We start from the raw sequence: 24892 nt of genomic DNA on the forward strand, positions 1-24892 counted from the left end.
CAGCTGGGCTATCGCAGCTGGCTATCCTTACTACCCCGGCGGTTAATGCCGCCTGCTGACGTGTCTTGCTTTTCCAGTTCTGCCTGGCAGTTTACACATAGCCGCACGCCGGGAATGGCTTTTCGCCGAGCTTCCGGAATAGGGTTGTCGCACTCTTCACAGAACTCTGCGCTTTCACCCGTGCTTAACCGGCTACGGGCCTCGGCAACGGCATCCTCCACACTGGCATCAATCTGATCCTGAACGGCCCCATCGCGGGCCCAGCCACCAGCCATAATGTTGCTCCTGCAAAGTGCTTGAGGTTTCAGCATACCAAAGCTGCAGTGATCGGGCTAAGGTGTGGGGGCGTAGCCTTAACAGCGTAATCTACAGCTCATACATAAAGAAAGGAACGAAAATGTCTGCACTGACAAATACCTCGCGCCGTGGTGGAAAGTGGCCGTTAATTATTGCCTGGCTTGCCATTATTCTGCTGTTGACAGCCGCCGTGTTAATGGCTGGTTCCGGGTATGCGTACAAAGCTGAGTGGATTGGGTTAGGTAAATCTTTTGTATGGTTGAGCCAGGGAGCAAAGCTCTCGGTAGCGGCCGCCGTAGTGGGTGTTTTTGCACTGATTTTGGGTGCCGTTTGCCGCCGTTGGCGCCCGGCGCTGGTGGGAGCATTGGTAAGCCTGGCGGTGGTAGCCATGATTGCTATGCCTATGCAGCTTAAACAACGTGCCCAGAGTGTGCCGCCTATTCACGATATTACGACCGATATGGAAAACCCTCCGGCTTTTAAGGCGCTGGCCACCGCCCGGGAAGAAGCGCCAAATGAAGTCGACTACCCAGGAGCAGATACAGCGCGCCAGCAAAAAGCAGGCTACCCACAGCTGAAACCGATTACCCTCAACATGCCATTGGCGAAAGCCATGGATAATGCGATAGCGATCGTCCGGGCTCGTGATTGGGATATTGCAGACACAACCGGCAATACCATCGAGGCGACGGCGACGACTCGCTGGTTTGGCTTCAAAGACGATGTGGTTATCCGTATGACAAAACTGGCAAGCGGCGTAAAGGTTGATATGCGCTCCGCCTCAAGGGTGGGGACGAGCGATGTGGGCACCAATGCCGAACGAATTCAGACCTTTCTGGAAGATTTGGAAAAACAGTAGTGTCGTTGTGGATGCACAATGCAGGTATACTCGGGACGTATAGGATTTTGCCGCTTCTTTCCACAGGTTGGCGGGCCTAACTCCTTAAGTGTGACCCACAATGAAAGCACCACTGCGTCTTCGTTATCAAACCATTGAATTCGGAAACGTGGATATTCACGTTTGCACCCTGCGTGATAACCAGCAATTTGACGACCCTAACGACGTTGCCCTCAAGTTGGGCATTTCATCCGCCACCTGGCCGCTCTTTGGCATAATCTGGCCATCCAGCATGGTACTTGCCCATTACATGGCCGTTCACCAAACCGCGGGCAAGCGCATTTTAGAGATTGGCTGTGGAATGGCGTTGTCCAGCCTGTTATTGAATCAGCGCCATGACGACATCACAGCGACAGATTACCACCCGGAGGTCGGTTTTTTTCTTGAGCGAAACACTGAGCTGAATCAGGGAAGGGCCATAGGGTATCAGCGGCTTGATTGGGCAGATAAAACCAGCGATCTCGGTGTGTTCGACATGATCATTGGCAGTGACCTGCTATACGAAGACGAACATATTGGCTTGCTAGCCGACTTCATCCACAAGCACTCAAATCCCACCTGTGAGGTGATTCTGGTTGACCCCGGCCGAGGCCGCAAAAACAAATTCAGTCGGCGCATGGAAACCCATGGTTATAATTATTCCCACACAAAGCCCCAGCATACCGATTATCTTGAACGACCTTTTAAAGGGCATATATTGAGATTTTGGCGGGGCGATGTGCAGGGCTGGCCCGGTGATCATCCGGATGAATAAATCGAAACATGCAAACCATTGTCAAACGAAGACGCCTGTGACAAGTTGTAATTGGCATCGCGAGTTGCTGTAGGAACGGCAAATCGCATGCACAGGTCTTTCACTTGGTGGTTTTTTAGACGCCGCCCGTTTAAAGCGAGGGAATGGTTATGAACAACGACATTGTTGAAGGTAACTGGAAGCAACTGAAAGGCAAGGTACGCGAAAACTGGGGCAAGCTAACAGACGACGATGTAGACGAAATTGCCGGCCGTCGCGACCACTTTATTGGCAAGGTTCAAGAGAGGTACGGTATGGAAAAAGATGATGCAGAGAAAGAATGGGAAAAGCTTTCCAGGCTCTAGGCATTTATAACCGTAACTGACTGACAAAACCGGTACCTGCTTTCGTGCAAGTACCGGTTTTTTGTTTTCAGGTTGCCCCCCACGCGCAAACCTTATACTGACACCGGCCCACTGGCAGGCGTTAACCAGCGGGAGGAAGAATGCCGCCCAACATGTTTTCAACAATGGCTGCATTATAAAACGCTTCAACGGTTTGAATTTTATCTCCCCGAACGCGAAACCACACGGCCAGCCGCACATCGCCAATAGGCTCAAAGTTGGTTTGATAATCCAGAATTGCAAACACGTGCTCGCCGTCAGCACTGAGTTGACGAAGTATCAGATCTTTCTGGATGGCAGCCATACCGAACTGGTAGGACATCATGTCGTCCGGGTTCAGAAACCGCATATTTGGCCCCACGTACTCGAACCCCTCTGCAACCAGTAAGGCTTTTGCCTCATCAAATCGTTGGGCATGAATATGGGCAATGTAGTTTGCCACTAGGTCTTTCGGCTGCATGAATAAACTCCACCAATTAAAGTACCGGGATAGTACGACGCCCCAGCTTGCCTGGTTGTTGGGCTGAGCGTTGCTTCCCATCAGCCAGCATAAGCCGAAGCATGCCAGTTAATAACGAATAACGGAATCCTACCAAGGTTGTGGGCGTGTTTCCCCCGGCACGAACGTCCGAGCCCACTTCCATACTCAATTATACGATTATGTAACCTTCGCTTTGTCGGCCGGGCGGCCGTGATAGATTATACGTGCGGTTCCATTTCAGGAGGGTTGAACCGTCGCAGGCTCAATCCTCATTGCCTATTGAGGAGGCAAACCGATGTCAAACCAGCATGAAACCATCAATCCTGCCACCGAAGAAACACTTGCAACCTACACTCTGATGACCAGAGAAGAGGCCGAAGGCAACATCGAACTGGCCCACCAGGCTTTTCAGAGCTGGCGTAAAACCGGCTTCGCCGAGCGTGCCGAGGTTCTGCGCAAGACCGCGGCCCTGATTCGCGAACGCCAGAACGACTACGCCGACTTAATGACCCGTGAAATGGGGAAAACCCTGGCGGAAGGCAAGCAGGAATGCGAGCTGTGCGCTGCCATTTGCGAATACACCGCCGACCAGGGCCCCACCGTGCTGGCGAATGAGGCCAGGGAACTCCCGGGGGGCAGCGCCGTGGTCTCTTACCAGCCCCAGGGCGTGATCTACGGTATACAGCCTTGGAATTTCCCACTGTACCAGGTGATCCGCTACAGCGCGGCCAACCTGATGGCTGGCAATACGGTACTTTTAAAGCACGCCAATAACGTGTGGGGCATGGCGATGGAAGTGGAAAAACTGTACCGGGATGCCGGCATACCGGAACACGGCTTCCGCACCCTGTTAATTGATCACGAGGTGTCAGACGCGGTTATCGAGCATCCTCTGGTGCGCGGCGTCACGCTGACCGGCAGCCCCAACGCCGGGCGCATGATTGCTCAGCGTGCTGCCAAAGTACTGAAGAAAACGGTTCTCGAGCTGGGCAGTAACGATGCCTATGTGGTCCTGGCGGATGCGGACATCAAAAAAGCGGCCAAGGTCTGCGTTATGGGCCGCACCTATAACGCTGGCCAGACCTGCGTGGCGGCAAAGCGCTTTATTGTGGAAGAAGCCGTGTATGACGACTTCCGGGATGCCTGTCTGGCGGAAATGAAAAAGCTTTCCTTTGGTGACCCTACCGATAGCAACACCAGAATGGGGCCGATGGCACGCAAAGACCTGCGGGACGGGCTGCACGAGCAGGTCCGGAAGTCTGTCGATGCCGGTGCAACCTGCGCGCTGGGCGGTGAGGTTCCCGAAGGTAAAGGCTATTTTTACCCGCCAACCCTGTTGGAAAATGTGGCGCCCGGGCAGCCCGCGTATGACGAAGAACTGTTTGGCCCCGTCGCTGCGCTGATCAAGGTAAAGGATGCTGAAGAGGCTATGCAGATTGCCAATGACTCGGTTTACGGGCTGGGCGGTGGCATTTTTTCTGCCGACGAGGACAAAGCCGTGCGCCTGGCACGGGATGAGTTCGACACAGGTATGGTCAATATCAACGGCTATAACCTGGCGCAACCGAACTTACCCTTTGGCGGGGTAAAGCAAAGTGGTTATGGCCGTGAGCATGGCGGCTTCGGCCTGCGTGAATTTGTCAACGCCAAAGCGATCATGGTGACCCGGAACTGAGGCGCCGCCAGCGCCCGCCATGCACCGGAAGTAAAACCCGCGCGCAGCCGTGGTTTGGTAGTCGGAACAGGGCGGGGTGAGCTGGCGGAATCACCTCAAAATTTGTATTCGAACTTGGTGCCGAAAAACAGCGCGCTGTCGCTGTCATCCTCGAAGGCATCCCCGGGCTGGAAGAGGCCTGCCAGGGCTTCTATCTCGATCGTGTCGGTCAGTTCTGCTCCTATGGCCAAATCGACCCCATACCCCAGATCCTGATCGACGCCATTGGGGTCAGCGTCCAGGTTGCTATCGCGCAAGGTGTCGCTGGCGTGTTGCTGGCGGTATTGGTGGTAAAGCAGCTGTATCGAGATTCGCTCATGGGGGAGAAACCCAATGCCGGTGGTCAGCACACTAAGATTGCTTAACTCGGGCTCAAGTGTCACCCCAAGGTAGGGAAAATCCATGAGCCCTCCCTGCTCATGTTCGTTGTCCTGCAGGCCGGTCTGACGAAAAGCGTGGTCGACGCCATCCTCGGGGTTGTTATCGCCGCTGCCGATGGCGTATCCCAGAATCAGTGACGGCGACAACGGCGCATCGAAATGATATACGATGCCGCTATCAAAGCCCCAGCCGCGGATGCTGTCTGCTCCATCATGGCCCCGGACAACAGCCATTTCCAGCCAATAATCCGTGGTATTTACAATCTCCCCGTAGGACCGGATACCAATAAACAAGGGCCGGCCTTCGCCGCCCTCTCTCTCGCGCCGCTTGAGCAGGTAGGCTCCAAGAACCCGGTCCTGAAAGTCGTACTGTCCATAGGCATACAGGTTGTCGGTTTTGTCGACGTCGTTATGGTTGAGCAGATCCTTGTCACGCTGGCGTGTGGCAGATAATGAAAGGCTCCAGGCGTTATAATCGTACCGTATCGTCAACCCGTCGAGCTGTTCATCCTGAAGCCATTGTCTCTCGTCACGAAACAGTCGGCGGCCAAGGTAGAGCGCAAGTTCGCCTCCTGCAGGCAATGCGATTTCCTCGCTGGCCAGATAGGCTTCCGCCAGGTCCAGCCGCGCAGCTCCGGTGTCTGCTTCCGGGCCGCTTACGCCGTACTCGCGGGTCCATTCCAGTCGCACGAAACCCTGCAATTTCGGGCTCGGTCGATAGCTGGCATCCAGATTGAGTTGGGGCGCAAATACCGCCTCATTCTCATCATCGCCTGAATCAAGATTGAAGTTGCGTTCGGATTCGTACTCCAGTTCGATTTCGGCACCCAGGCGCCAGGGTGAGGCCGGCTCACTACTTGCGCCCTCTCTGGTGGCGGCCCACGCTGTTGGAGTGCAGACGATCAACGAGGCAAAAACCGTTATCCGGGCGGCCGCTTGCCCTGAGGATTGTGGCGGGCTAAGCCGGGTTTGTCTGGTCATGACGCTCCATACTGAAGAAGGCAGAGGTGCAATGGTCAATCAGCGCTGAGGTGGTATGACTGCGGCCGGGAATGATCTGGCTCAAATGAATGTGGCGTGCCAGTGCGACCAGTCGCAGACGTTGAACACGACGCTGGCTAATCCCGGGCCTGACTGTGTTGTATGCCGCCCGGAAGGCTTCGCCCTGTGGCCTGAGGGCATCCAGTCGGCCGTGCCGGCGTAACCCGAGTTCGTCCAGATGTGCCAGGAAATTGGCCAGATCAATCGCCGGATCACTGTGGGCGTAAAGGTCAAAATCCAGCAGCCAGATGGTGTCGCCATCTACCCGTACCTGCTCGGGGTAGAAATCCCGGTGTATCGAGGTGTTTGTGGTTGGCTCCAGCGACCGCATAATCCGGCCAGCGGCATCGGCGATCGCATCGAGTTGCACAGCCCGCGCAGGCAAGCGACTCCGGGCGGCGTTCAGGGCACGCACAAGAACGTTAAGTTCATCCACCATTGACCATTGCCTGTCTGCCGGAACCGCTGCTGTGTGCAGCCGGGCCAGTGCGGCGCCTGTCAATGCGGCAACGCGGGAACCCGCCCCGGGTTGCAGACGCGTTTCCAGTGAGTAACCGGGCACTTCCTCCTGCAGCCACACAGGAGGTGCGGTGATGCCGCCGTGCGCAGCGGGTACGCCAACCCGCCAGGGTGCCTGGCCATCCAGGCCTTGCGCCCGCAATGCCGTGTGCAGAGCCGGCGTGCGTGTGTCGGGACCTTTGGCGCGCAGTTTGCCCAGCAACACCCAGGGCGCCTCAGGGTCACGACGCTCGATACGATAGCGAATCAGTGCCCGCCGGCCGGGTTTATGGCGCAACAGCTCGCTGTCGACCGAAGGCACCTCCCGCGAGAGGCACATGGCCAGGCGTGGTGCTATCACATCAGGTGCAAGGGCGTCGTCGAGTGCCGGCATGCCAGCGTCCAAGGGTGGGTATGAGTGCGGGGCAGGCTGCTCGCCAAGCACGACGCTGGCCCGGGCCAGCAATCGAAAGGCCCGCTGCGGCCAGTCAGACCGGCGCTGACGGAAACCTTCTGTAACCAGCGCCAGCAGTGCCCGGGCGTGTTGAAGTGTGATGGTCGCCGCCTGGGCGGGCCCGTTGGCCGCTGAATAGCCTTCAAGAAAGCCGTCTGCAGCGTCAGACACACCGGCTGCGCCGTCGATGTGCCGGGCATCGAGCTGGGCCAGAAACGTACCTGCATCCCGTGCCGGATCGCCGGTCGCTGCGCGATCCCAGTCGATCACCACGGCCCTGGTGTTCTGAATCAGTATCTGATCAGCGCTGAAATCCCCATGGATCAGCGTTGGTGCGAAGGCAGCACGCGCCAGGCGTTCAGCAAGCGTTTTTGCCAGTGTTGCGGCCAACTGCGACAGCTGGGGTGCAAGGGGTTCAAGATCCGCTGCGCTGGAGGCGAGCTCGGTGACTTCCTCGTTACGGCTCAGTATTGCCTCAGGTCTTGGCTGCGCCTGATGTACACGCGCCAACGCCCGGCCCGCAGCCAGCCATTGGCTGCGGGTACCTGTTTCAATAGCCAGGGGCGTCGCCTCAAGCCAGCGCCACGCGATGCACCGCCGCCGGTGGGATACCCCCAGAACAGGGGCGCCGCCAAGCACCTCGGCAATCTGCGCGCCTTCCAGTGCTGCTGCGAAATCCTGTTTTGTATACGCCTTCACCAGAGCGCGGTGGGGCCAGTCGCCGATGCTGATCACCAAACGACGACCAGCCTTGTAGCGCAACAGTTGCGGATCGCCTGTCGGTTCTTGCCCCGTCAGGGCCCGCAAAAAATCGCGGCCGTGCTCAGGGTTGGCAATGCGCCTGGCGCCTTTCAGTGCCCGGTCACGACCCAGAGGCACCACGGCAATGCAGGCGCTGTCATGGAATCGGGCAGGAGTCGGGCCGCGTTGCCATTCCCGTCGGCTCCGAACCTCCGCGAAACGATCCGGCGGGTACGCCATTACCGCTACCGCCTGCAACGCGTCGCCGGACACAGGCACCAGGGCGGCGACACAACTGACGCCGGGCTTGTATCGCAGGTACACAGAACGCATGGGCGGCAAGCCGAGTGTGGCGCTCAGTGCAGACGGGTCCAGTGCCAGGTCGAGGCCGGGCAATGCGGGGTCGTCTGCAACAATTGCCTGATCACTCCGCGATAACATGATGTGTTCCCTCTCCATCTGCCGGCTGTTTGCCAGCGGGTTTTCCGTCTGCCCACAGGCTGGCGTAGCGGTCGCTCTGTGTAAGCAGCGTTGGGTGGTCGCCATCGCCAACCACGCGGCCACCGTCAAGGTGGATAATGCGTCCCGCCTGAGCCGCCAATGTAAGATCGTGGGTGATCAGGAAGGTTGTGCGTCCCTTGGCCAGACGCCAGATTGCCTCGATCACGGCGCGTTCGTTGGTTCGGTCAAGGCCAACGGTGGGCTCGTCCAGAATAAGAATTGGCGAGTGCCGCAGTGCGGCACGGGCAATCGCGATGCGTTGTCGCTGCCCGGCGGAAAGGGTAGCGCCGCGTTCCGCGATTTCAGTGTCGAAGCCATGGGTTTGAGCAGTGATAAAGTCATGGGCATTGGCCAGCCGTGCTGCCCACTCGATTTCCGCCCGGGTGACCTCGCGGCCAGCGCCCAGCGCGATGTTCTCGGCCAGGGTACCGCTGAACAACAGGGTTTCCTGAGGCACGAACGCCACATTCGCACGCCAGCTTTTCAGCGTCAGTGAACGCAGGTCCTGGCCATCGACCCGGATACAACCGCTGCCAGGATCGTAAAGCCGCAGCATCAGGCTGGCGAAGGTGGATTTGCCGGCACCCGAGGGGCCGGTGATGGCGACCGTCTCATACGGCGCGACCTCCAATGACACGTCGCGCAAGATGGACTTGCCCGCCTTATAGCCAAAGCTGACCGCCGCAAACGTCACTGCACCCCGCAATGACTTTGCCTCGGTGGCCTCCGGGGCGTCACGCACTTCGGGCTCTGTGTCGAGCAGGCCGACCACGCGTTCTCCGGCAGCCGCGGCCTTGGCCAGCCGTGCCGTGTACTTGGCGTATTCACGTACCGGCCGAAAGGTGTTCTTGAGATAGGTGATAAAAACCAGAAGGTCACCCGGCGACAGCTCGCCGGCCAGAACCTGACGGGTGCCAAACCACAATACGATCGCGATACCGACGCCGGTCAGCAGATCAACCGAGCGTTCCAGCCCGGCCGACAGGCGCTTGCCTTGCACGGCCATACGCTGTTCATTGGCGCTGGACCCTTCGAACTCCGTGGCAACGCGCTCCTCAAGGCCCAGCGCCTGAATGGTACGGATGCCCGCCAGTGTTTCTGACCCGGTTGCCGCCAGCTCGCCCTCCCGCCGGCGCTGTTTGCGGCTGACGTCGCGAATACGCCGTGACAGCCACAGCGAGACAAACCAGAGTATGGGCAACGGTGAAAGCGCCAAAAGCGCAAGGCGCCAGTCGAGCACCAGCATCACCACGCACATGCCGGTGAGCACCAGCACGCTGGCGGCCAGTGGCAGAGCGGCGGTAACGACGATTTCCTTGAGCATGCCGATATCACTGACCAGCCGCATGGTCAGATCGCCGGTGCGTGAGCGCGTATGAAACCTCAGCGACAGGGTTTGCAGATGGCGATACAGGTCGTTGCGCACGGCGGTCAGCACGCGGTTGCCGGCGAGTGCGAACCCTACGGTGGAGAGGTATTGGCACAGGGCTTTCAAGCCCATAATGACAACCAGGCTGCCGGCGCATAATGCCAGCAGCACCATGGGGTCCAGCTGCGAGGCGACGGCCGCTTCACCGGCGCCAGAAGGCACCACCCGGTCGATGATGAATTTGAGCGGCCAGGGCTCCAGAAGTTTGGTCGCCGTGGCCGCCAGCAGGGCGACCACCGAGCCGGCAACCAGCGTGCGCTGTGGGCGCAGATACGGGCCTAGCCGGCCCAGCACACGGCGCAGGCTGGGTATTGATTCGGCCAGTGTATCAGGACGTTTGCCACTCATGCTGCCGCCTCCGACGTCAGGCCTGCCAGGGTCAGGACGCGCCCGGCCACTCCTGCCCAGGTGTGATGGGCTAGCACGTTGTTACGTGCCGTCTGCCCGAGTTGCGCCCTGAGCCCTGCATTGGCGCCAAGCCGGGTGAGGGCGCCGGCCAGGCTCTGCGGATTATCCGGTTCACACAGCAGGCCCGTGTGCTCGTGTGCCACCACTTCCGGTAAATGGCCAATGCGGCTTGCCACCACCGGCAGGCCCGCCGCCATATATTCGTAAAGCTTTAGTGGCGAAAAGTAAAATGCCTGAGCTGCGCCTGTGTAAGGCGCAACCGCAGCGTGCATTCGGGCCAGGCAGTGCGGCACCTCGTCGGGCATCACGGCGCCGGTGAATTCAGCCGCGTTGGTGAGCGCCAGCGTCGCAAGCTGTGCTTCCAGGCGGGGACGTTCGGGGCCATCACCCACAATCAGCAGTCGCGCTGTGGGAATAGGCCCGGCACGAAGCAGGGCAAATGCCTCGATCAGCGTGGTTACGTCGTGCCAGGGTTTTAGCGTACCCAGAAAACCGATGGTGAAGGCCCCCGCAGGCATGGCGCGGGCTGGAAAACGTTTCGGGTTCACCGCATTGGCAATCACCTGGCTGTTACCGGCACCCAGCGCCCGGGCATAACGGGCGGCTTCAGGAGACACCGAGGAGACAGCTTTCGCTGCCACCATAGCCCGTTGGGCGCTGGCTTTGGCCTCGGCGGGCAAGGCCAGAGTGCGGTGTTGTGCCTGCTCGGCCAGCAACGGTGCATTCACTTCAAGCACACCGGGTACGCCATGCTCCGCCGCCCATTCCATCGCCGCGTGGGCGAACAGCGCATGGCGCTCATACACAAGATCCACCGGCGCCAGCGCGCCAAGCTGCTGCGCTACTGCCTCGTTGGCTGCCAGCATCTGGCGCTCACGGCTGTGGGCATCGCCTTTTGGCGCCGGCGGCAGGCGAAGGCATTGCATGGACGCCAGATCGGCTGGCGCCGGGTCATCCAGGCGCGGTGACAGCAGGATTACCGTTGCCCCACGTGCCAGAAACGCGCGCAGCATTTCCTGCACGTGCACCGACGCGCCCTTGGCGCCGAACACCGGAATGCCCGGATCGGTACAGACATAGGCGATACGCATCACGCCACCCCGCGTTGTTTGACGCGGTTTGCATTCACCGCCTGCGCGAAGATTTCCCGCAGGCAGGCCGCGTTCCGGTTGATGTCGAAATTGCGCTCGATCAGCATACGGCCGGCGTTCGACAGCCGCTGCCCCAGCGCCGGGTCTGCCAGCAGGCGGCTGATTGCCTCGGCCAGTGCCTGCGGATCACGGCTCGGCACGCACAGGCCAGTCTCGCCGTCGCGCACCAGCTCAGGAATACCGGTTATATCCGTCGACACACAGGGGGTGCCGAGCGCCATGGCTTCCAACAATACGGTGGGCAGGCCGTCGCGATTGCCATCCTCACCCAGTACGCAAGGGCAAACCAGCATTGTGGTGGTTCTCAGGGCCGACATTACCTCACCTTGAGCCAGAGGCCCGTCCAGTCGCACCGCATCCTCCAGCGCCGCGTTTGCAATCTGGGCCTGCAGTTGCGCCCGTGCTTCACCCTCACCAATGATGCGGCAGGAAACCTTGCTGCCGTTCGCCCGCAGTCGGCGAACGGCCTCGATCAGCACATCGAATCCCTTTTTTTCGATCAGTCGGCCCACCGCCAGAATCTCATGCCCGGCGGCTATGAACGGTGTTCGGGCAAACCGTTCCAGATCAAGGCCGTTATAAATGCGAACCAGCTTGCGCGCACCCGGCCCCAGGCGCTCCTGCAGGTGCGCGAGGTTGTAGTCGGAAACCGTAACAGCAGCGGCTGCGTCATTTATCTTGGCGGCCAGGGCGACCGGCTCGTCGTAGTTGTAGTAGATGTCTTTGGCATGCGCCGTAAAGCTGTAGGTTATGCCCGCCAGTCTGGCGGCCAGCCTTGCCACAGTGGTGGACACGGTGGCGAAATGTGCGTGCAGATGGACGATGCCGCGCTCGTGACAGGCCAGGGCCACGATGATCGCCTGGGCCATGTCGCGGCCGGTGGCGTCGTTGATAGCGTGCAGTGCTGCCCAGCCGCCGGGCAGAGTGTCACGGGCCTGGCAGATCAGCGACCAGAGCGTGTCGGGTGTGCGGAAGCGATCCGGGATACGGTTCACCGGCGCCCGCACCTTGCCCAGATTGTCCTGAAAATAGGCCTCTTCGACCGATCTCAGGGCGAAAATCTCGAGCTCCAGCCCGGCCGCTTCATGGGCAAGTATCTCGGTCACAACAAAGGTTTCCGAATAGCGTGGGTACCGCTTGAGCACGTAGCCCACTTTACCGCTGACGGTGTGGCTGTGGTTGGCCGACGGGCTCGGCGCATCTGTTGTGCGCGCGTCAGAAAGGTGAATGTTAGTCATGTGAATTCCTCCTTAACTCACCGCTCTGTATGAGCTGTCAGTGGTGCGGGTATCTGGTCGCGCCAGCATTGCCAGCGCCAGCGAGCGCACCCGGTCGAGCCCGTTCATATCAACCATCTGGCGAGGCTCGGGGCAGGGTGCAGTGGCGGCCAGCCAGGCATTCAGTGTTGCCGGCGCAAGATCGCCCGGGTGCAGCATGGTGGCCAGGCCGTGTTGGGTCAGTTTTTCGGCCCGCAGCAACTGCTCGGCTCTTGGCGTTACCCTGGGCACCACCAGCGCTGGCCGCGCCAGCGACAGTATTTCGCAAATGGTGTTATAGCCGCCCATGGCAACAATACGGGCGGCCCCTGCCATCAACCCGATGGGTTCGCGCACAAAATCGAGCATCACCATGTCGTCTCTGGCGGCAACCCGGTTGCGCAGGGCATTGCGCTGCGCTTCCGACATCTGGCTGCCGGTTATCAGAATGCCGCGATGGCCGGCGGGCATGTTTGCGCCGGTGAACGCATGGCAGAGGTCAACGCCGTCGCGCCCACCACCCACGGCGCACACCACGTAGGGACGCGGGTCCTCTCCCAGAACGGCCCTGCGTTCACGTTCTGCCAGTGGCGAATCCAACCGCATTCGCTGGTCGAGATAGCCGGTGTGGCATCCTTTGCCACCCAGGGAGTGTTGCAGATGACAATCCGCAAGCAGATCGTAAAAAGCCGGGTCGCCATACACCCACACATCATCAAAGTAACGCTGCACCGCTTCAAAGTTGTGTTGCTCCTGCCATTGCTTCTGCACTACTTCAGGGCGATCAATAATGTCCCGCAAACCAAGAACCAGTCGTGTACGCCGGGTTTGGTGCAGGCTGTTGAGCAGGGGGTCAAGCTCACCCAGAGCACCCCTTGGCACGTTGTCTACGATCATCAGGTGCGGATCAAACGTCAGCACGGCGGCACGGATCGTGGCGGCTCGCAACTCTATGAGTGCCTCCAGATTACCGCCCAGGTCGCGCGGCTCGTACACGCCACTGCTGGCCTTGGAATAGGCGGGGAGGGTGACGCTGTCGACCCCTTTGGGAAACTCGAAGGCGCCGGCCTCGCGCATGCCCGTAATCATCAGGATTTGTGGCACCGGGTTACAGTTTCGCAGAGCCCCCGCAAGCAACAGATTGCGCCTGAGGTGGCCGAACCCCAGTGTGTCGTGGGAATAGAGCACAATGCGGGGCGGTGACGAAGAGTGTTTCCTGCTGTTCATGATGACGTTCCTCGGAAACTGAATGCGCGAATCAATTGAAGAAACCTGCCGGTGGTGCAAGGATTACAGTGCGCACACCTATGATGCGACGGACGCGCAGTCCTTTCAATTAGAAACCCGTTAGAAAAGTGCCTTTGAACATTAGAAAGCCATTAGAGCCGCCGGGTCTTGTTGAATGCTCACAACGGATGTTACCAATGCAGATTCGCACAAAGATCTACCTCAGCCACATGGCGGTCATAGCAACGGTGGCCGTTTTTTTCGTTGTTATTATTTTCTCCCTGCGATTTGCAGATGAGCGCCGTCGTCAGTTTTCTGAATCCTATGAGCAGCTCCGGGATATCTACCTGATTGCCAACGAGGCGCACCATTTTGTTGAGCAGATTGCCGAACTGATCGCCATTGGTCCGCAGGATGCGGATATAAAACGGATTTACAAATCCCTGATGGAGCGCCTCGCGATGCAGCGGGAGACGGTCTCGAATGAAGCCGGCCGGCTTGACGATCCGGGTGAGCGCGCCGACGAGCTGCGGGAAATCCAGCTGCTGAACAACATCGGTAACGTGGTGCAAGAGCTCGACGAAGTATATTGGCGACTGGCCCAGGAACTGGCGGCCGGGCGTAAGGATGCGGCGTCGTCGCTTTACAATGCCTGGGTGGAGAATGATCTTGATGAGCAGCTGGATGCGCTGATCTATGCAGCCCTGACCCGTGAGCAGGATCGGGTAGAAGAGAGCTTCGTGGCGGCCGAGCGGTTATCCCGTTATTCGCTTTGGCTGGCTTTGAGCATGGTGCTCATTGTTACCGGGCTTGGGGTGGGTAATATCCTTGTACTGAACCGCACAGTGCTGCGCCCCATGACCGCCCTTGCCCAGGCGGCCGATGCCGTGGGGCGGGGCGATCTTTCGCATATTGTGGCAACCAACCGCACCGACGAACTGGGCAATCTGGCGCGGCGGTTCAACCGCATGACCGGCCAGATCAAGGCGCAGCGGGATGCTCTGCAGGCTACCAACGACAACCTCGAACAGCAGGTGGCCGAGCGTACGCGCGAACTGGTCGCCCGCTCCGGCGAGCTGGAATTACTCAATGCCCGCCTAAATGAGGTAGATGCCAACCGTGTGCAGTTTTTTGCCGACATCAGCCACGAACTGCGTACCCCGTTAACCATCCTTCGGGGTCAGGCCGAGGTGGCCCTGCGTAGCCGCGGTCGCGACCCGGAACAAACCCGGAAAACCCTGGAAACCATTGTGCGCAAGGCCGGCCAGATTGGTCGGCTGGTTGAAGATATGTTGTTTCTGGCACGTTCGGAGGCGGGTGCAATCACCATGGACATGCAGCCAACGGACCTGCAGGGAATGATTGGCGACGCCTTGATTGACAGCCAGACGCTGGCCCGGGACAAAGGCGTCTCCCTTGCCCCGCACCAACCCCTCGAACCGGTGATTGTGCGCGGCGATGGTGAGCGACTTCGCCAGGCCGTGTTGATCCTGGTGGACAACGCCATTAAATTTGCCCCCGAAAAAACCAGCGTGCTGATCGAACTGGCGGCCCATGAAGGCCATGCGATCATTCGGGTGCGGGATGCCGGGCCCGGGTTTTCCGAAGAAGCGACCGCCCACGTGTTCAAACGGTTCTCTGGCGGTGGTGCCAGTGCCCAGAGTAACTCGGGGCGCAGCGTTGGGCTGGGGCTGGCCATCGCCAAATGGATTATTGATCAACATGGCGGCACGATCACGGTGCAGAGCCCCCCGGGTGAGGGCGCAACCGTGGCTATTGAGTTGCCTCTTGCAGAGGAAATCGTATGACGTCCCCGCATTTGCTGATTGTTGAAGACGATAACGAAATCGCTGAATTTCTGGCAAAGGGGCTTGCCGAGGAAGGCTACAACATCAGTGTGCGCTCCGACGCACGGGATCTGTTGGCGCTGGTTAGGGCGGGCAATTACGATCTGGTGATTCTGGACCGGATGCTGCCCGGTGTCGATGGCGTAGAACTGTGCCAGACTCTGCGTGCCGAAGCCCAGGACATCCGGGTGCTGATGCTGACGGCCAAGGACGGGCTGGATAACACCATTGAAGGCCTGCGGGCCGGCACCGATGATTACATGACCAAACCCTTCGCGTTTGGTGAGTTGCTGGCTCGGCTGGAGGTGCTGTTGCGCCGTTCGCTTGCCGACCCGCCCGCCAGGGACGAAATCACTGTGGGTCGCATCAGCATTAACCTGGATATGAAAACGGCGCACCACGATGGCCAGGATCTGAACCTGACCGTAACGGAATTCACCCTGCTGCGGTATCTCGCGGAAAATGCCGGGCGAGTGCTCAACCGCACCGACATTCTTCGCGCGGTTTGGGGCTACGAATTTGACCCGCACACCAATATCGTTGAGGTTTATATTGCCTATCTGCGCAAGAAGCTGGAGCAAGCCGGCGCCTCAGGCGTTATTCGCACCTCTCGCGGCTTTGGTTATTTGCTCACCTGTGACGAATAGAGTGTTTCAGACATGACGACTGCAACCTGGTTCATATTGCTCGGTTCGCTGTTGCTGGTAGTGGGTTTCAGCGCATCCTATATCAAAACAGCACCGGTCACGTCGGCCATTGTTTACCTGATCATCGGCTTTATTCTGGGCCCGATGGGGTTTTCGCTCTTTCATTTCAATCCGTTGAAAGAGTCGGCGTTGCTGGAGCTGCTGACAGAAGTTGCCGTGCTTATTTCACTGTACTGTGCCGGTGTAAAAATGCCGGCCCCGGTCAAATTCACCCGTTGGCGCACCCCCCTTCGGCTGGCGGTGCTTTCGATGGCCTTAACCGTTGGCATTGTGGCTTTCGCGGGCTACTACTGGTTAGGCCTGCCACTTGGCGCCGCGGTATTACTTGGTGCGGTAGTGGCACCCACAGACCCGGTACTGGCCACAGAGGTGCAGGCTCGCCACGCCGGCGACACCGACCAGCTGCGCTTCTCGCTCACCTGTGAAGCGGGGATCAATGATGGCAGCGCCTTCCCCTTTGTGATGCTGGGGCTCGGCTTGTTGGGGCTGCATGATTTGGGTGACAACGGCTGGCGTTGGCTGGCGGTAGACGTGGTCTGGGCCAGTGGAGTTGCCACCGGAATCGGGATTCTCGCTGGCAGTGGTATGGGCTGGCTGGTTCAGCGGACCCGCAAGACCTTTACACAATCAGAGTTCGTGGAGAATTTTCTCGGCCTCGGATTGATCGCCTTCGCATATGGCACCAGTGTGGCCGCGGGTGCGTGGGGGTTTCTGGCTGTGTTCAGCGCTGCGGTGGCGCTGCGCCACACAGAATTGAAACAGGTTGGCCTGCGGCAAAAATACTGCGCTGAGGCCTATGAAGAAGCCCCCGAAGAACACGAATCTGAGCCTATCGTCCATATCCACCAACATTCCCTCGACTTTAATGAGCACCTGGAAAAGCTCGCTGAAATTGTGCTGGTACTGTTAATTGGCGGGTCACTTTTCTGGGATTCCTGGAGTTGGCGGGCCGTTGGCTTTGCCGCCTTTGTCTTCCTCATCGCTCGCCCGGTTAGCGTTCACGTGGCGCTGTTGGGTAGCCGGACGCCCCTGCGTTTGCGCAATATGGCGGGCTGGTTTGGGGTGCGCGGCATCGGGTCTTTGTACTACTTGATGTACGCCATTCAACACGGGCTGCCTGAAGACATCGCCCTGGATTTGATACATCTTGTACTGGTTGTGGTGGCACTTTCCATTGTTGCGCATGGGGTCAGTGTTAAGCCCGCCATTGCCCGTTTCTGGCGGCCACAAGACAGCCAGTAGGTCTTCGGGGTTGCCGGGTCAGTATAACGTTGCTGAAATTTTGAGCGGCGGGTAGGGCGGCGGCTTGCCGACCTAAGCTATTCCGTTTCGCCATGACGCGAGCCGGGCGCAGTCCCCAGTAAGGTTATCAACTCGTCCATGGGGGCCGGCCGGCTGAAGTAATAGCCCTGGAACCGCAGGCAGCCCATGCCAATCAGGGTGTCAGCCTGATCCCGCCTTTCCACCCCTTCGGCAATCAGGCTCATGTTGTGGCTCTGGGCAATCGCGACGATGGAACGAACCATGTTGGTCGCCTTCTCATCATCAACAATGGCATCCACAAAGCTCTTGTCGATTTTCAATTCGTCAAGCGGCAGCCGCCGTAGCAAGCTGAGGGAGGAATAGCCGGTGCCAAAATCATCCATGGCGACCCGTATACCGTGTGCCCGCAAGCCGCGGACAGTATCCAGGACCTGTTGAAAGTTGCCCATAGACAGGGTTTCGGTGATTTCCAGTACCAGGTGACGGGGTGAAACACCATGGGCCTCCAGCGCTGCCAGTACATTGTCGACAAAATCCACCTGGCAGAACTGAATGACTGATATATTGATTGCCAAATCCAGAGGCTGGCCGTGGCGCGGGGTCAATTCTCTGAATTCCTGCAAGCTGCTGCTCAATACAAAGTTGCCCAGGGGGATCATCAGGCCACTGCGTTCTGCCACTTCCACAAACTCGGCCGGGGAAACAAAACCAAGCTCTTCATCCTGCCAGCGAACCAACGCTTCCAGGCCGGTAACCGTGCCGTGTTGGTCCACCTGTGTTTGATAAACCATGTGCAGAGCGCCGGAAACCAACCCAAACCTCAGCCTTTGTTCAATGGTAAGCCCCCGAAGGTAGGCGGTTTCCATCTCAGGTTGATAAACGCACACCGCCGTTTGGCTCAGTTTTGCCTGAAACAGTGCAAGATGGGCGCTGCGAATCAGTTCGCCCAGTACCCTGCCATCCTCCGGGAAGCGGGCAACGCCAATTCGAACACCCACCTGCAAATGCAACCTTCCCACGGCAAAGGTTTGTGCAAGGTTCTGAACCAGAGAGGCGCAGGCTGTCAGTAACTGGTTGGTATCGGTGTTGGGGGTTAAAATCATGAACTCATCGCTGCCCAACCGGGCCAGCTCATCGGACCCGTGAATCAGGCCGGTCAGGCGGCGACCGAACTCAATCAACATGTCATCGCCGTGTTTCAAGCCAAAGCGGTCGTTGATGCCGCTGAAGTTATCAATGTTAATAACAATCAGGCTGAAGGGTTTGTTATGACCGAGCAGACGTTCGAGACGGTCCAGCAGCCCGGCCCGGTTCAACAGACCTGTGAGGTCATCATGTCGTGCCTGATAGAGCAGTTCGCGCTGGCGGGTCAGCTCAGCACGGTCGATCACCCGAAAAAGCGCATAAAGAATGCCGACAATGATCACAAACCCCGAGACGTAAAACAGAACTATGCCGAACAACTGTCTGTACAGTGGAGAGAAAGCTGTTTCGGAGATGGTCCAAAGCTGATACTCGGAATCGTAGATGGCCGCTGCCAGATAGTCGGTATCGTGGCGTCCCGAAAAATAGATGACCGCCCGATTGCCCGCCACTATCTGTTGTTGTTTGCTGGGCCCAACCGGGGGCTCAAACAGACCGGCCTTGGGGCCCGTTTCTGCTTCGTTGTAGTGAATGTCTGCGTATTGCTCAGGACCGACATTGTGCTTCGACATAAACTGCACGTAGCGGTCATTTTCCCGGAACAGAATGACACTGTCCTCCTTGCTATCGTGCAGTTGCTGATTGAATATCAAGCCTTTGGAGCCCAGTCTCAAGCCTGCCGTCATTACGGCAATGGGAAGGCCGTCAGGTGAACGCAGGGTCTTGCGCACCGGGATAACCCATTCGTTCAGCGCGCCCACATAATAGGTGCGCCCGACCACCATGCGATCTGATTCGAGTGCCCGATTAAAACTGGCGACCGTTTTGGGGTTGGCGCGGAGGTTGGGTACTGTATATGGGTCAATGTTGGAGCTGACCCGAATCAGGTTGCCGTTCATGTCGGCAAGTCCGAACGTGATGAGGGCGGGGTTGGTCGCGAGAATACCGTCCAGCAACGGCATAACGCCCCGGCCCTGGAATACATCGCCGGAATACAGAAGTTCTCGCCCAATAACATCCAGAACCAGTTCCTGGGTGCGCAAAAAACTGTTGACCGACTGGTAAACCAGAGTGGCCCTGGACTTATGATAAGCCGTTTGGTCCGAGAGAACAGATTGCCAGCGTTGGTACAGGAGCGCTGTGAGTATCACCGCGCCAAGCAAGACGGTCAGCAGGAACAGCGCCCAGATGTTTCGTTTTAGTACAGCCAAAAATTAAATCCATCAAGCGCGGTGTGTATGAAGTTTCACGATCTACAGCATTGTAAAATATTTTGACAGTTGACGCACTGTCCGGTCTCAAATCCGGGCTTGGTTGGTAGCTTTAATCGTCGCATTCCTGCCTGTTTAGTAGAATCGGCCGGTTTAACCCATTTGTTCAGTTCAATCGGTACCTGATCCGCCGCGGGATACCTACTTGTCTAGCTGAATAGGGGCGAGCCAGTCCGGCGGCGGCAATTTGGGTAGTATGGCCTCCACGTCAATGGTGTAGGTAGCGAAAAAAGCTTCCGCAGCTTCAATCAGAGCCGCCTCGGCTTTGAGGATACCAAGATAGACTGGTAATTCGGCATCGATCAACTGCGTGCTGTAACGGTTCGAATCGACTTTTGCCAGCAGTGCCAAAAATCTGAACTCTGTTTCGTTCATGACGATGTAGTCGCACCGTTTGCGCAGAAACATGCCCAGCATCTGTTGAGCATTGTACGCGTCATGGCGGTGCAGATTGTTGCCGATCCGACGCTCGAGTTGGTCACTGTATACAAACCATCTGCGCAGGCAAATACTGCCCTTCAGGTCATCGAAGGAGTCCGGCTGTCGTCCAGGTTGCGCGAACACGCGGTCACGCCAAGTTAACACCGGCCCGACCGCATGCATCCGATCCGGCAGCGGCATCCATCGCGGGTTGGCGAAAACTGCGTTAGCCAGTCCTTCTTCCAGGGCCCAGGCGTGGCGTTTGCGCGCCATCGGGCGGAAGTCGGCTTTGATACCGGTCTCCAGGGTGAACTCATTGATCACCTCGACCAGAATCCCCTTGTTAAGGTCATTATCGTAATAAAACGGCAGAAAGCCCTGGTCCGACCCCATAATCTGGAGCGTTTGGGATGAAACGGAAAGGGACATGAATGCTGCGATGATCAGCAGACCTATTCTCATTGGATCGTCCTCCCATCGATCGATGTGGGAAGACCATCTCTTGTTCGACGTTGCCTTGGCCGGTTAAAAGAGAGCCTGTAAAAAACTCTGTGTAAATCGTTTGGGAAACAGCAGCATTGTGCCATGTTACTTTACCGTCCAATGCCCGTTGGAGTCCGTCGCAGCACATCCGCAAATAATCACAAGGGTGCCTACGTAAATGGCGAAAGTAGCCGGCTCGATCATAACCCTGAGATGGCCACTCACTCAAAGCTTTTTCTGCATTTGACGCTTGCAGCATGCGCGCCTGCATTGGTTATGTGGTGCGCGGTGCAAACATGATGATTGCCATCCCCACCAAAGCAACAGCTGAGCCAACCAAATCCCACGCAGTTGGACGGATGCCATCCACTGTCCAAAGCCAGAGTATGGCCATGAAAATATAAACGCCACCATACGCAGCATAGACTCTGCCCGCCGCGGTTGGGTGCAGGGACAGCAGCCAGGCAAATGCCGCAAGACTCAGCGCACCCGGCACCAGTAGCCAGGCAGTTTTACCCTCGCGAAGCCAAAGATAGGGCAAATAACAACCAACAATCTCCGCTAAAGCAGTGACGAGAAATAAGCCAACGGTTTTCAACTCAGACAAAAACACTAACTCCTTGGTAAAAACACATAATGAGGCTGTAGAAAAACTCTGGCCGCTTTTGGGAGTCACATCCTACGTAAAAGATCGGTCGCTGTGCGGCCGTTGGTTATGCTCTGTGCCCGATTCCCGAACCCGAGTTCCATGGCCGAATATTTTCCAACTGATCTTCTAGGGCACCTTCAGCAATTTCAGTGTCATAGGCAGCCTGAGCCCGCAACCAATAGCCATTGGTCAAACCAAAGAAACGACAAAGCCGTAGGTCGGTGTCTGCGGTTATCGAACGTTTTCCAGCGATAATCTGACCTATTCTCTGAGCAGGCACGCCAATTTCTTTGGCCAAGCGGTATTGAGAAATCCCCATCGGCTCAAGAAACTCCTCCTTCAGTAACTCGCCTGGCGTTACAGAATCAATGTTGCGCATGAGTTACCTCCTAGTGGTAATCAACAATTTCGACATCTTCCGCACCAGCCTTTGTCCAGCGGAAGCACACCCGGAATTGTTTGTTGATTCGAATGCTGTGTTGACCTCTACGATCACCGGACAGCGCCTCCAACATGTTGCCGGGCGGGACTTTAAGATCATCCAGCTGACCAGCAGACTGGAGTTGCCGAATCTTCCTTAGCGCAACGCGCTCGAAATTGACAAAGCGCCTGACGCGGCGACCGCTTGCCAGCTTCCCGGTATCCTTACACTTGAACGACATGATCATGGGAACATAGTCACGCAGTGCGTTAATAACGTCAAGCGTTAATATAGTCTGCGGCTAAAGAAGGGCATAACGTTTCACTCACCGGATTTGTGGGAGCGAAGCGAGTAAAGAACCCGCGTGCAGTGACTTGTGTACGCCGTAAGCGCCATTAAATCAGCATCCTGCCACTCTCCGCTTGTAGGGCATAAAGTGATTGGTCTGCCATTAGCACCCAAACACCGTCTTGCTCCTGAACAGGGGTGATAAATTCGCGATCACCGGTGATTTCCACATTCATTCAAATACTTGATGCGTGTCTATTGAAGTGGGGGAGGTGCACAGCGAACTGCTGCATTTATTCTATGAATCCAAGGTTCATGCAGGTACTGCATATTGGCTTCGTTGGCGAAGCCGGTATCGGCCGTAACCACCGCGCCGGTTTGATAGATGTTGTCGGCAATGCCCAGCTTTTTATAGCGCTGCTGAACCGTCTCCAGCACCGGCGTTAAAGTATGGTGTTCTTGCCCTTCGCCGAAGGCCTGAGCATCGATGATGATCTGATGTTTTTTGTCCACCGTGGCCACGCCGTTATAGCCTTGAATGGTGCCTTTACTGGTGGTCATCTTGCCGCTTTCGTTATCGGTGATGTTGCCCTTCACTTCCTTGCGTCGTTTCCCCTGGCCCATCCTTGGGCTATTCGTCTTTAGGAAACGGTCCACTTTCTTCATGGACTCATCCAGAGAGAGCACGGTTTTGGCGCGGCGAATATCTCGGTCCAGCTCGGCTTCGGTTTCGGCCTCATCCCGTTCGTGATGTTCATGCAGGTGATGGCGAATAAGCCGTTTCAGCTTGTCCCGTTTCTCACCCAGTTCTTTAAAGGTGCCAGACCATTCCTTCGCGGCGTCTGACGACATTTTGCAGCCATCGATGGCGAACAGTTCGTTGCCCAGAAGGCCCTGTTCATGGCACACCAACAGTATTTGTTCGAACAACTCTTCAATTTCATCAGCGTGAAGACTGACAAACTTGGCCAAGGTGGTGAAGTGGGGGACGGTATCGCAGGACAGTGCTTTAAAGATGATGTTGGTTTCGCAACACCACTGAATCTCGCGGCTGGACGTGATGCCCTTGGAGTAAGCAAACAGAATGATCTTCAGAAGAATGGCGGGATCGTAGGCCGTGCGGCCTGTGTCGTCGTTGCAATACTTGGGGTGAAACACCGACAGATCCAGCTTGTGCTCGACCAGGTAATGGACGGCGTGTTCAAAGGTGCCGGGTTGGAGCTGTTCCTGATAGTTGATGACGACCATGGCATCCTGGTCGTAGTTGTAGTGCTTGAAGCGGGGCATGCCGACGGCTCCTTGTCTGTTTGCTCAATCCTATCAAACCGAGGCGCGATTTCGGGGTTTTTCTACAGCCTCAACGCTTGCAGCATGCGCGCCTACGAAATGGAGCCGAAGGCGCAATGTAGTAGGCGTCGCCGTGCCTGCACTTGTTAAATTTCGACGGCCATCTGCCTGAGAGCAGGGCTATCGCCTTTCTGCACCACACCACAATCTGTTTTAGCAAACACGCACTTCATTCTATGCCCATCGATAACTGCACGAGGCTTTTCCGTGTAAAGCGTCACTGCTGATCTTGGCTCAAGACGCCTCGGAAATGCTCCGCCATCAGACGTTATAGGGTTAGGAATAACTGACCGTTTTTTCGTGCCGCTATAGAAAACTCCGATTTCAGACACTGTAACCGGAAATGCACTGAGATTTACGATATCAATACTAAGCTGAATATTCTGCGGCGCATTACCAACAGGAATCGCATGCCTTGGTAGAACCTTGAGCTTCACACGCTCCTTAGACAAGCCGACCCAGGTATTAATAACCCCAAGAACAGCACCGAGGACTGCAACAGCAAACGTTATCGTCTCGAATATAGTCATTGAAATTTAACGCTTGCAGCATGCGCGCCTACAAAATGAAGCCGAAGGCGCAATGTAGTAGGCGTCGCCGTGCCTGCATTGGTTAGCACTTGTTGACGGCAACGTATATGCTGGTAATATACTTTTATGATCAATTGGGCACAAGTCACTGACTTTGACTGGGACGAAGGCAACTCTCGAAAAAACGCGGAGAAGCATGGCGTCAACCAGTCTGAAGCGGAAGAAATCTTCTTTAATGAGCCGCTTCTCGTGCTGGAAGATTCCAGACACAGCCAAGCAGAGGCCCGGTTTCATGCCCTTGGTGAAACAGATGATGAGAGACTACTCCACATCACATTTACACTAAGGCAGAACGGTACACTGATCCGCGTGATTTCAGCTCGCGACATGCACCGCAAAGAGAGGGCTGTTTATGAGCAAGTTGAAAAAGATGCCTGAGTTTAAAACTGAAGCAGAAGAGCGAGAGTTCTGGGAGACCAACGACTCCTCAGATTACCTGGACTGGAGTCAGGCAAAACCTGCTTCTTTTCCGAAGCTGAAACCTTCAACCAAAACTATTTCACTCCGTTTGCCCGAAACACTGCTTGATCGGATCAAAATCGAGGCCAACAAGCGAGACATGCCCTATCAGTCACTGATTAAGGCTTGGCTTGCGGACGAGGTGAACGACAACCGTCGGGCTTGAGGTGCTAACGCCGAGCTCACCGGTAAATTATGAGCGCAGCGAGTAATTTATCCGGGTGCAGCATTTTGTTAGGCATTTTTAACGCGCCTAGCTTCTGCTTCCGCTAATGACTCAGAAGAAATTCTATCCATGTTTTCTGCAGTGCCTCTTAGGTCGATATTTACAGGTAGCGTGGATTCAAGCAATAACCGCAGCACCGCTCATTTATAGTGCCCCGGAATATTC

At 57.1% G+C, this 24892-nt stretch carries 24 protein-coding genes and 1 pseudogene; 9 read left to right on the forward strand and 16 right to left on the reverse strand.

What is annotated here, in order from left to right; genetic code table 11:
- Positions 1 to 8: 8 nt before the first annotated feature.
- Entirely contained in the window at positions 9 to 275 is a 267-nt protein-coding gene (locus tag ACTHYN_RS06295) for a DksA/TraR family C4-type zinc finger protein (RefSeq protein WP_441811620.1), read from the reverse strand.
- A 122-nt stretch (positions 276 to 397) separates the two neighbouring features.
- Between ACTHYN_RS06295 and ACTHYN_RS06300 the strand changes: the two genes are divergently transcribed.
- The 3 genes from ACTHYN_RS06300 (at position 398) to ACTHYN_RS06310 (ending at position 2293) form a co-directional block, all read left to right on the forward strand.
- Positions 398 to 1156 (forward strand): DUF1499 domain-containing protein, encoded by a 759-nt coding sequence (locus tag ACTHYN_RS06300; protein WP_441811621.1) that lies wholly within the window; start codon positions 398 to 400, stop codon positions 1154 to 1156.
- 100 nt (positions 1157 to 1256) lie between these two features.
- On the forward strand, positions 1257 to 1949 hold the full coding sequence (locus tag ACTHYN_RS06305) for a class I SAM-dependent methyltransferase (protein WP_441811622.1): 693 nt from the start codon (positions 1257 to 1259) through the stop codon (positions 1947 to 1949).
- A gap of 149 nt (positions 1950 to 2098) precedes the next feature.
- Positions 2099 to 2293 (forward strand): CsbD family protein, encoded by a 195-nt coding sequence (locus ACTHYN_RS06310; protein ID WP_441811623.1) that lies wholly within the window; start codon positions 2099 to 2101, stop codon positions 2291 to 2293.
- Between the two features lie 121 nt (positions 2294 to 2414).
- On the opposite strand, the gene ACTHYN_RS06315 is transcribed toward ACTHYN_RS06310, so the two are convergent.
- On the reverse strand, positions 2415 to 2792 hold the full coding sequence (locus ACTHYN_RS06315; RefSeq protein WP_441811624.1) for a nuclear transport factor 2 family protein: 378 nt from the start codon (positions 2790 to 2792) through the stop codon (positions 2415 to 2417).
- A gap of 316 nt (positions 2793 to 3108) precedes the next feature.
- On the opposite strand from ACTHYN_RS06315, the gene ACTHYN_RS06320 reads away from it, so the two are divergent.
- Positions 3109 to 4488 (forward strand): NAD-dependent succinate-semialdehyde dehydrogenase, encoded by a 1380-nt coding sequence (locus ACTHYN_RS06320; RefSeq protein WP_441811625.1) that lies wholly within the window; start codon positions 3109 to 3111, stop codon positions 4486 to 4488.
- A gap of 95 nt (positions 4489 to 4583) precedes the next feature.
- Here the strand turns inward: ACTHYN_RS06320 and ACTHYN_RS06325 are convergent, their stop codons facing one another.
- Genes ACTHYN_RS06325 through ACTHYN_RS06350 form a run of 6 tightly spaced genes read right to left on the reverse strand, consistent with a single transcriptional unit; the run spans position 4584 to position 13613 of the window.
- A complete protein-coding gene (locus ACTHYN_RS06325) occupies positions 4584 to 5888 on the reverse strand; it encodes an alginate export family protein (RefSeq protein ID WP_441811626.1) in 1305 nt (434 codons plus the stop codon).
- Positions 5866 to 8082 (reverse strand): phosphotransferase, encoded by a 2217-nt coding sequence (locus ACTHYN_RS06330; RefSeq protein WP_441811627.1) that lies wholly within the window; start codon positions 8080 to 8082, stop codon positions 5866 to 5868. The genes ACTHYN_RS06325 and ACTHYN_RS06330 overlap by 23 nt, the downstream gene beginning before the upstream one ends.
- A complete protein-coding gene (locus ACTHYN_RS06335) occupies positions 8066 to 9919 on the reverse strand; it encodes an ABC transporter ATP-binding protein (RefSeq protein WP_441811628.1) in 1854 nt (617 codons plus the stop codon). Before ACTHYN_RS06335 ends, ACTHYN_RS06330 begins: the two co-directional genes overlap by 17 nt.
- Positions 9916 to 11070, reverse strand: coding sequence for a glycosyltransferase family 4 protein (locus ACTHYN_RS06340; RefSeq protein ID WP_441811629.1), 1155 nt, complete (start codon positions 11068 to 11070; stop codon positions 9916 to 9918). The genes ACTHYN_RS06335 and ACTHYN_RS06340 overlap by 4 nt, the downstream gene beginning before the upstream one ends.
- Positions 11070 to 12368 carry a glycosyltransferase family 4 protein gene (locus ACTHYN_RS06345; RefSeq protein WP_441811630.1) on the reverse strand — a complete coding sequence of 433 codons (1299 nt, stop codon included), beginning with the start codon at positions 12366 to 12368 and terminating at the stop codon, positions 11070 to 11072. Before ACTHYN_RS06345 ends, ACTHYN_RS06340 begins: the two co-directional genes overlap by 1 nt.
- Positions 12369 to 12380: 12 nt before the next feature.
- Positions 12381 to 13613, reverse strand: a complete 1233-nt coding sequence (locus tag ACTHYN_RS06350; RefSeq protein ID WP_441811631.1) for a glycosyltransferase family protein — start codon at positions 13611 to 13613, stop codon at positions 12381 to 12383.
- A gap of 197 nt (positions 13614 to 13810) precedes the next feature.
- Here ACTHYN_RS06350 and ACTHYN_RS06355 point away from each other — a divergent pair, with 197 nt between their 5' ends.
- From ACTHYN_RS06355 to ACTHYN_RS06365, 3 genes are read left to right on the forward strand one after another with little or no spacing between them, the layout of a single operon-like run.
- Complete coding sequence (locus ACTHYN_RS06355) at positions 13811 to 15421, forward strand: ATP-binding protein (RefSeq protein ID WP_441811632.1); 1611 nt, start codon at positions 13811 to 13813, stop codon at positions 15419 to 15421.
- Complete coding sequence (locus ACTHYN_RS06360) at positions 15418 to 16107, forward strand: response regulator transcription factor (protein ID WP_441811633.1); 690 nt, start codon at positions 15418 to 15420, stop codon at positions 16105 to 16107. The genes ACTHYN_RS06355 and ACTHYN_RS06360 overlap by 4 nt, the downstream gene beginning before the upstream one ends.
- Before the next feature lie 12 nt (positions 16108 to 16119).
- Positions 16120 to 17409: a cation:proton antiporter gene (locus ACTHYN_RS06365; RefSeq protein WP_441811634.1), complete on the forward strand. Its 1290-nt coding sequence runs from the start codon at positions 16120 to 16122 to the stop codon at positions 17407 to 17409.
- 77 nt (positions 17410 to 17486) lie between these two features.
- On the opposite strand, the gene ACTHYN_RS06370 is transcribed toward ACTHYN_RS06365, so the two are convergent.
- From ACTHYN_RS06370 to ACTHYN_RS06405, 8 genes and pseudogenes are all read right to left on the reverse strand, one after another.
- Positions 17487 to 19784 carry a bifunctional diguanylate cyclase/phosphodiesterase gene (locus ACTHYN_RS06370; RefSeq protein WP_441811635.1) on the reverse strand — a complete coding sequence of 766 codons (2298 nt, stop codon included), beginning with the start codon at positions 19782 to 19784 and terminating at the stop codon, positions 17487 to 17489.
- A 201-nt stretch (positions 19785 to 19985) separates the two neighbouring features.
- Positions 19986 to 20726, reverse strand: coding sequence for a substrate-binding periplasmic protein (locus ACTHYN_RS06375; protein ID WP_441811636.1), 741 nt, complete (start codon positions 20724 to 20726; stop codon positions 19986 to 19988).
- A gap of 295 nt (positions 20727 to 21021) precedes the next feature.
- Positions 21022 to 21354 carry a YnfA family protein gene (locus tag ACTHYN_RS06380; protein ID WP_172514385.1) on the reverse strand — a complete coding sequence of 111 codons (333 nt, stop codon included), beginning with the start codon at positions 21352 to 21354 and terminating at the stop codon, positions 21022 to 21024.
- Between the two features lie 106 nt (positions 21355 to 21460).
- A complete protein-coding gene (locus tag ACTHYN_RS06385; RefSeq protein WP_441811637.1) occupies positions 21461 to 21775 on the reverse strand; it encodes a HigA family addiction module antitoxin in 315 nt (104 codons plus the stop codon).
- 10 nt (positions 21776 to 21785) lie between these two features.
- Positions 21786 to 22064 carry a type II toxin-antitoxin system RelE/ParE family toxin gene (locus ACTHYN_RS06390; protein WP_441811638.1) on the reverse strand — a complete coding sequence of 93 codons (279 nt, stop codon included), beginning with the start codon at positions 22062 to 22064 and terminating at the stop codon, positions 21786 to 21788.
- Between the two features lie 148 nt (positions 22065 to 22212).
- Complete coding sequence (locus ACTHYN_RS06395) at positions 22213 to 22341, reverse strand: hypothetical protein (protein WP_441811639.1); 129 nt, start codon at positions 22339 to 22341, stop codon at positions 22213 to 22215.
- A 64-nt stretch (positions 22342 to 22405) separates the two neighbouring features.
- A pseudogene (locus ACTHYN_RS06400) lies at positions 22406 to 23392 on the reverse strand (transposase); the annotation flags it as partial.
- A gap of 146 nt (positions 23393 to 23538) precedes the next feature.
- Positions 23539 to 23982: a hypothetical protein gene (locus tag ACTHYN_RS06405; protein WP_441811640.1), complete on the reverse strand. Its 444-nt coding sequence runs from the start codon at positions 23980 to 23982 to the stop codon at positions 23539 to 23541.
- 126 nt (positions 23983 to 24108) lie between these two features.
- On the opposite strand from ACTHYN_RS06405, the gene ACTHYN_RS06410 reads away from it, so the two are divergent.
- Positions 24109 to 24420, forward strand: coding sequence for a BrnT family toxin (locus ACTHYN_RS06410; protein WP_441811641.1), 312 nt, complete (start codon positions 24109 to 24111; stop codon positions 24418 to 24420).
- Complete coding sequence (locus ACTHYN_RS06415; protein ID WP_441811642.1) at positions 24395 to 24667, forward strand: BrnA antitoxin family protein; 273 nt, start codon at positions 24395 to 24397, stop codon at positions 24665 to 24667. The genes ACTHYN_RS06410 and ACTHYN_RS06415 overlap by 26 nt, the downstream gene beginning before the upstream one ends.
- Positions 24668 to 24892 lie beyond the last annotated feature (225 nt).

Origin of the sequence: Marinobacter sp. (assembly GCF_052091845.1) — a bacterium.
GTDB lineage: Bacteria > Pseudomonadota > Gammaproteobacteria > Pseudomonadales > Oleiphilaceae > Marinobacter.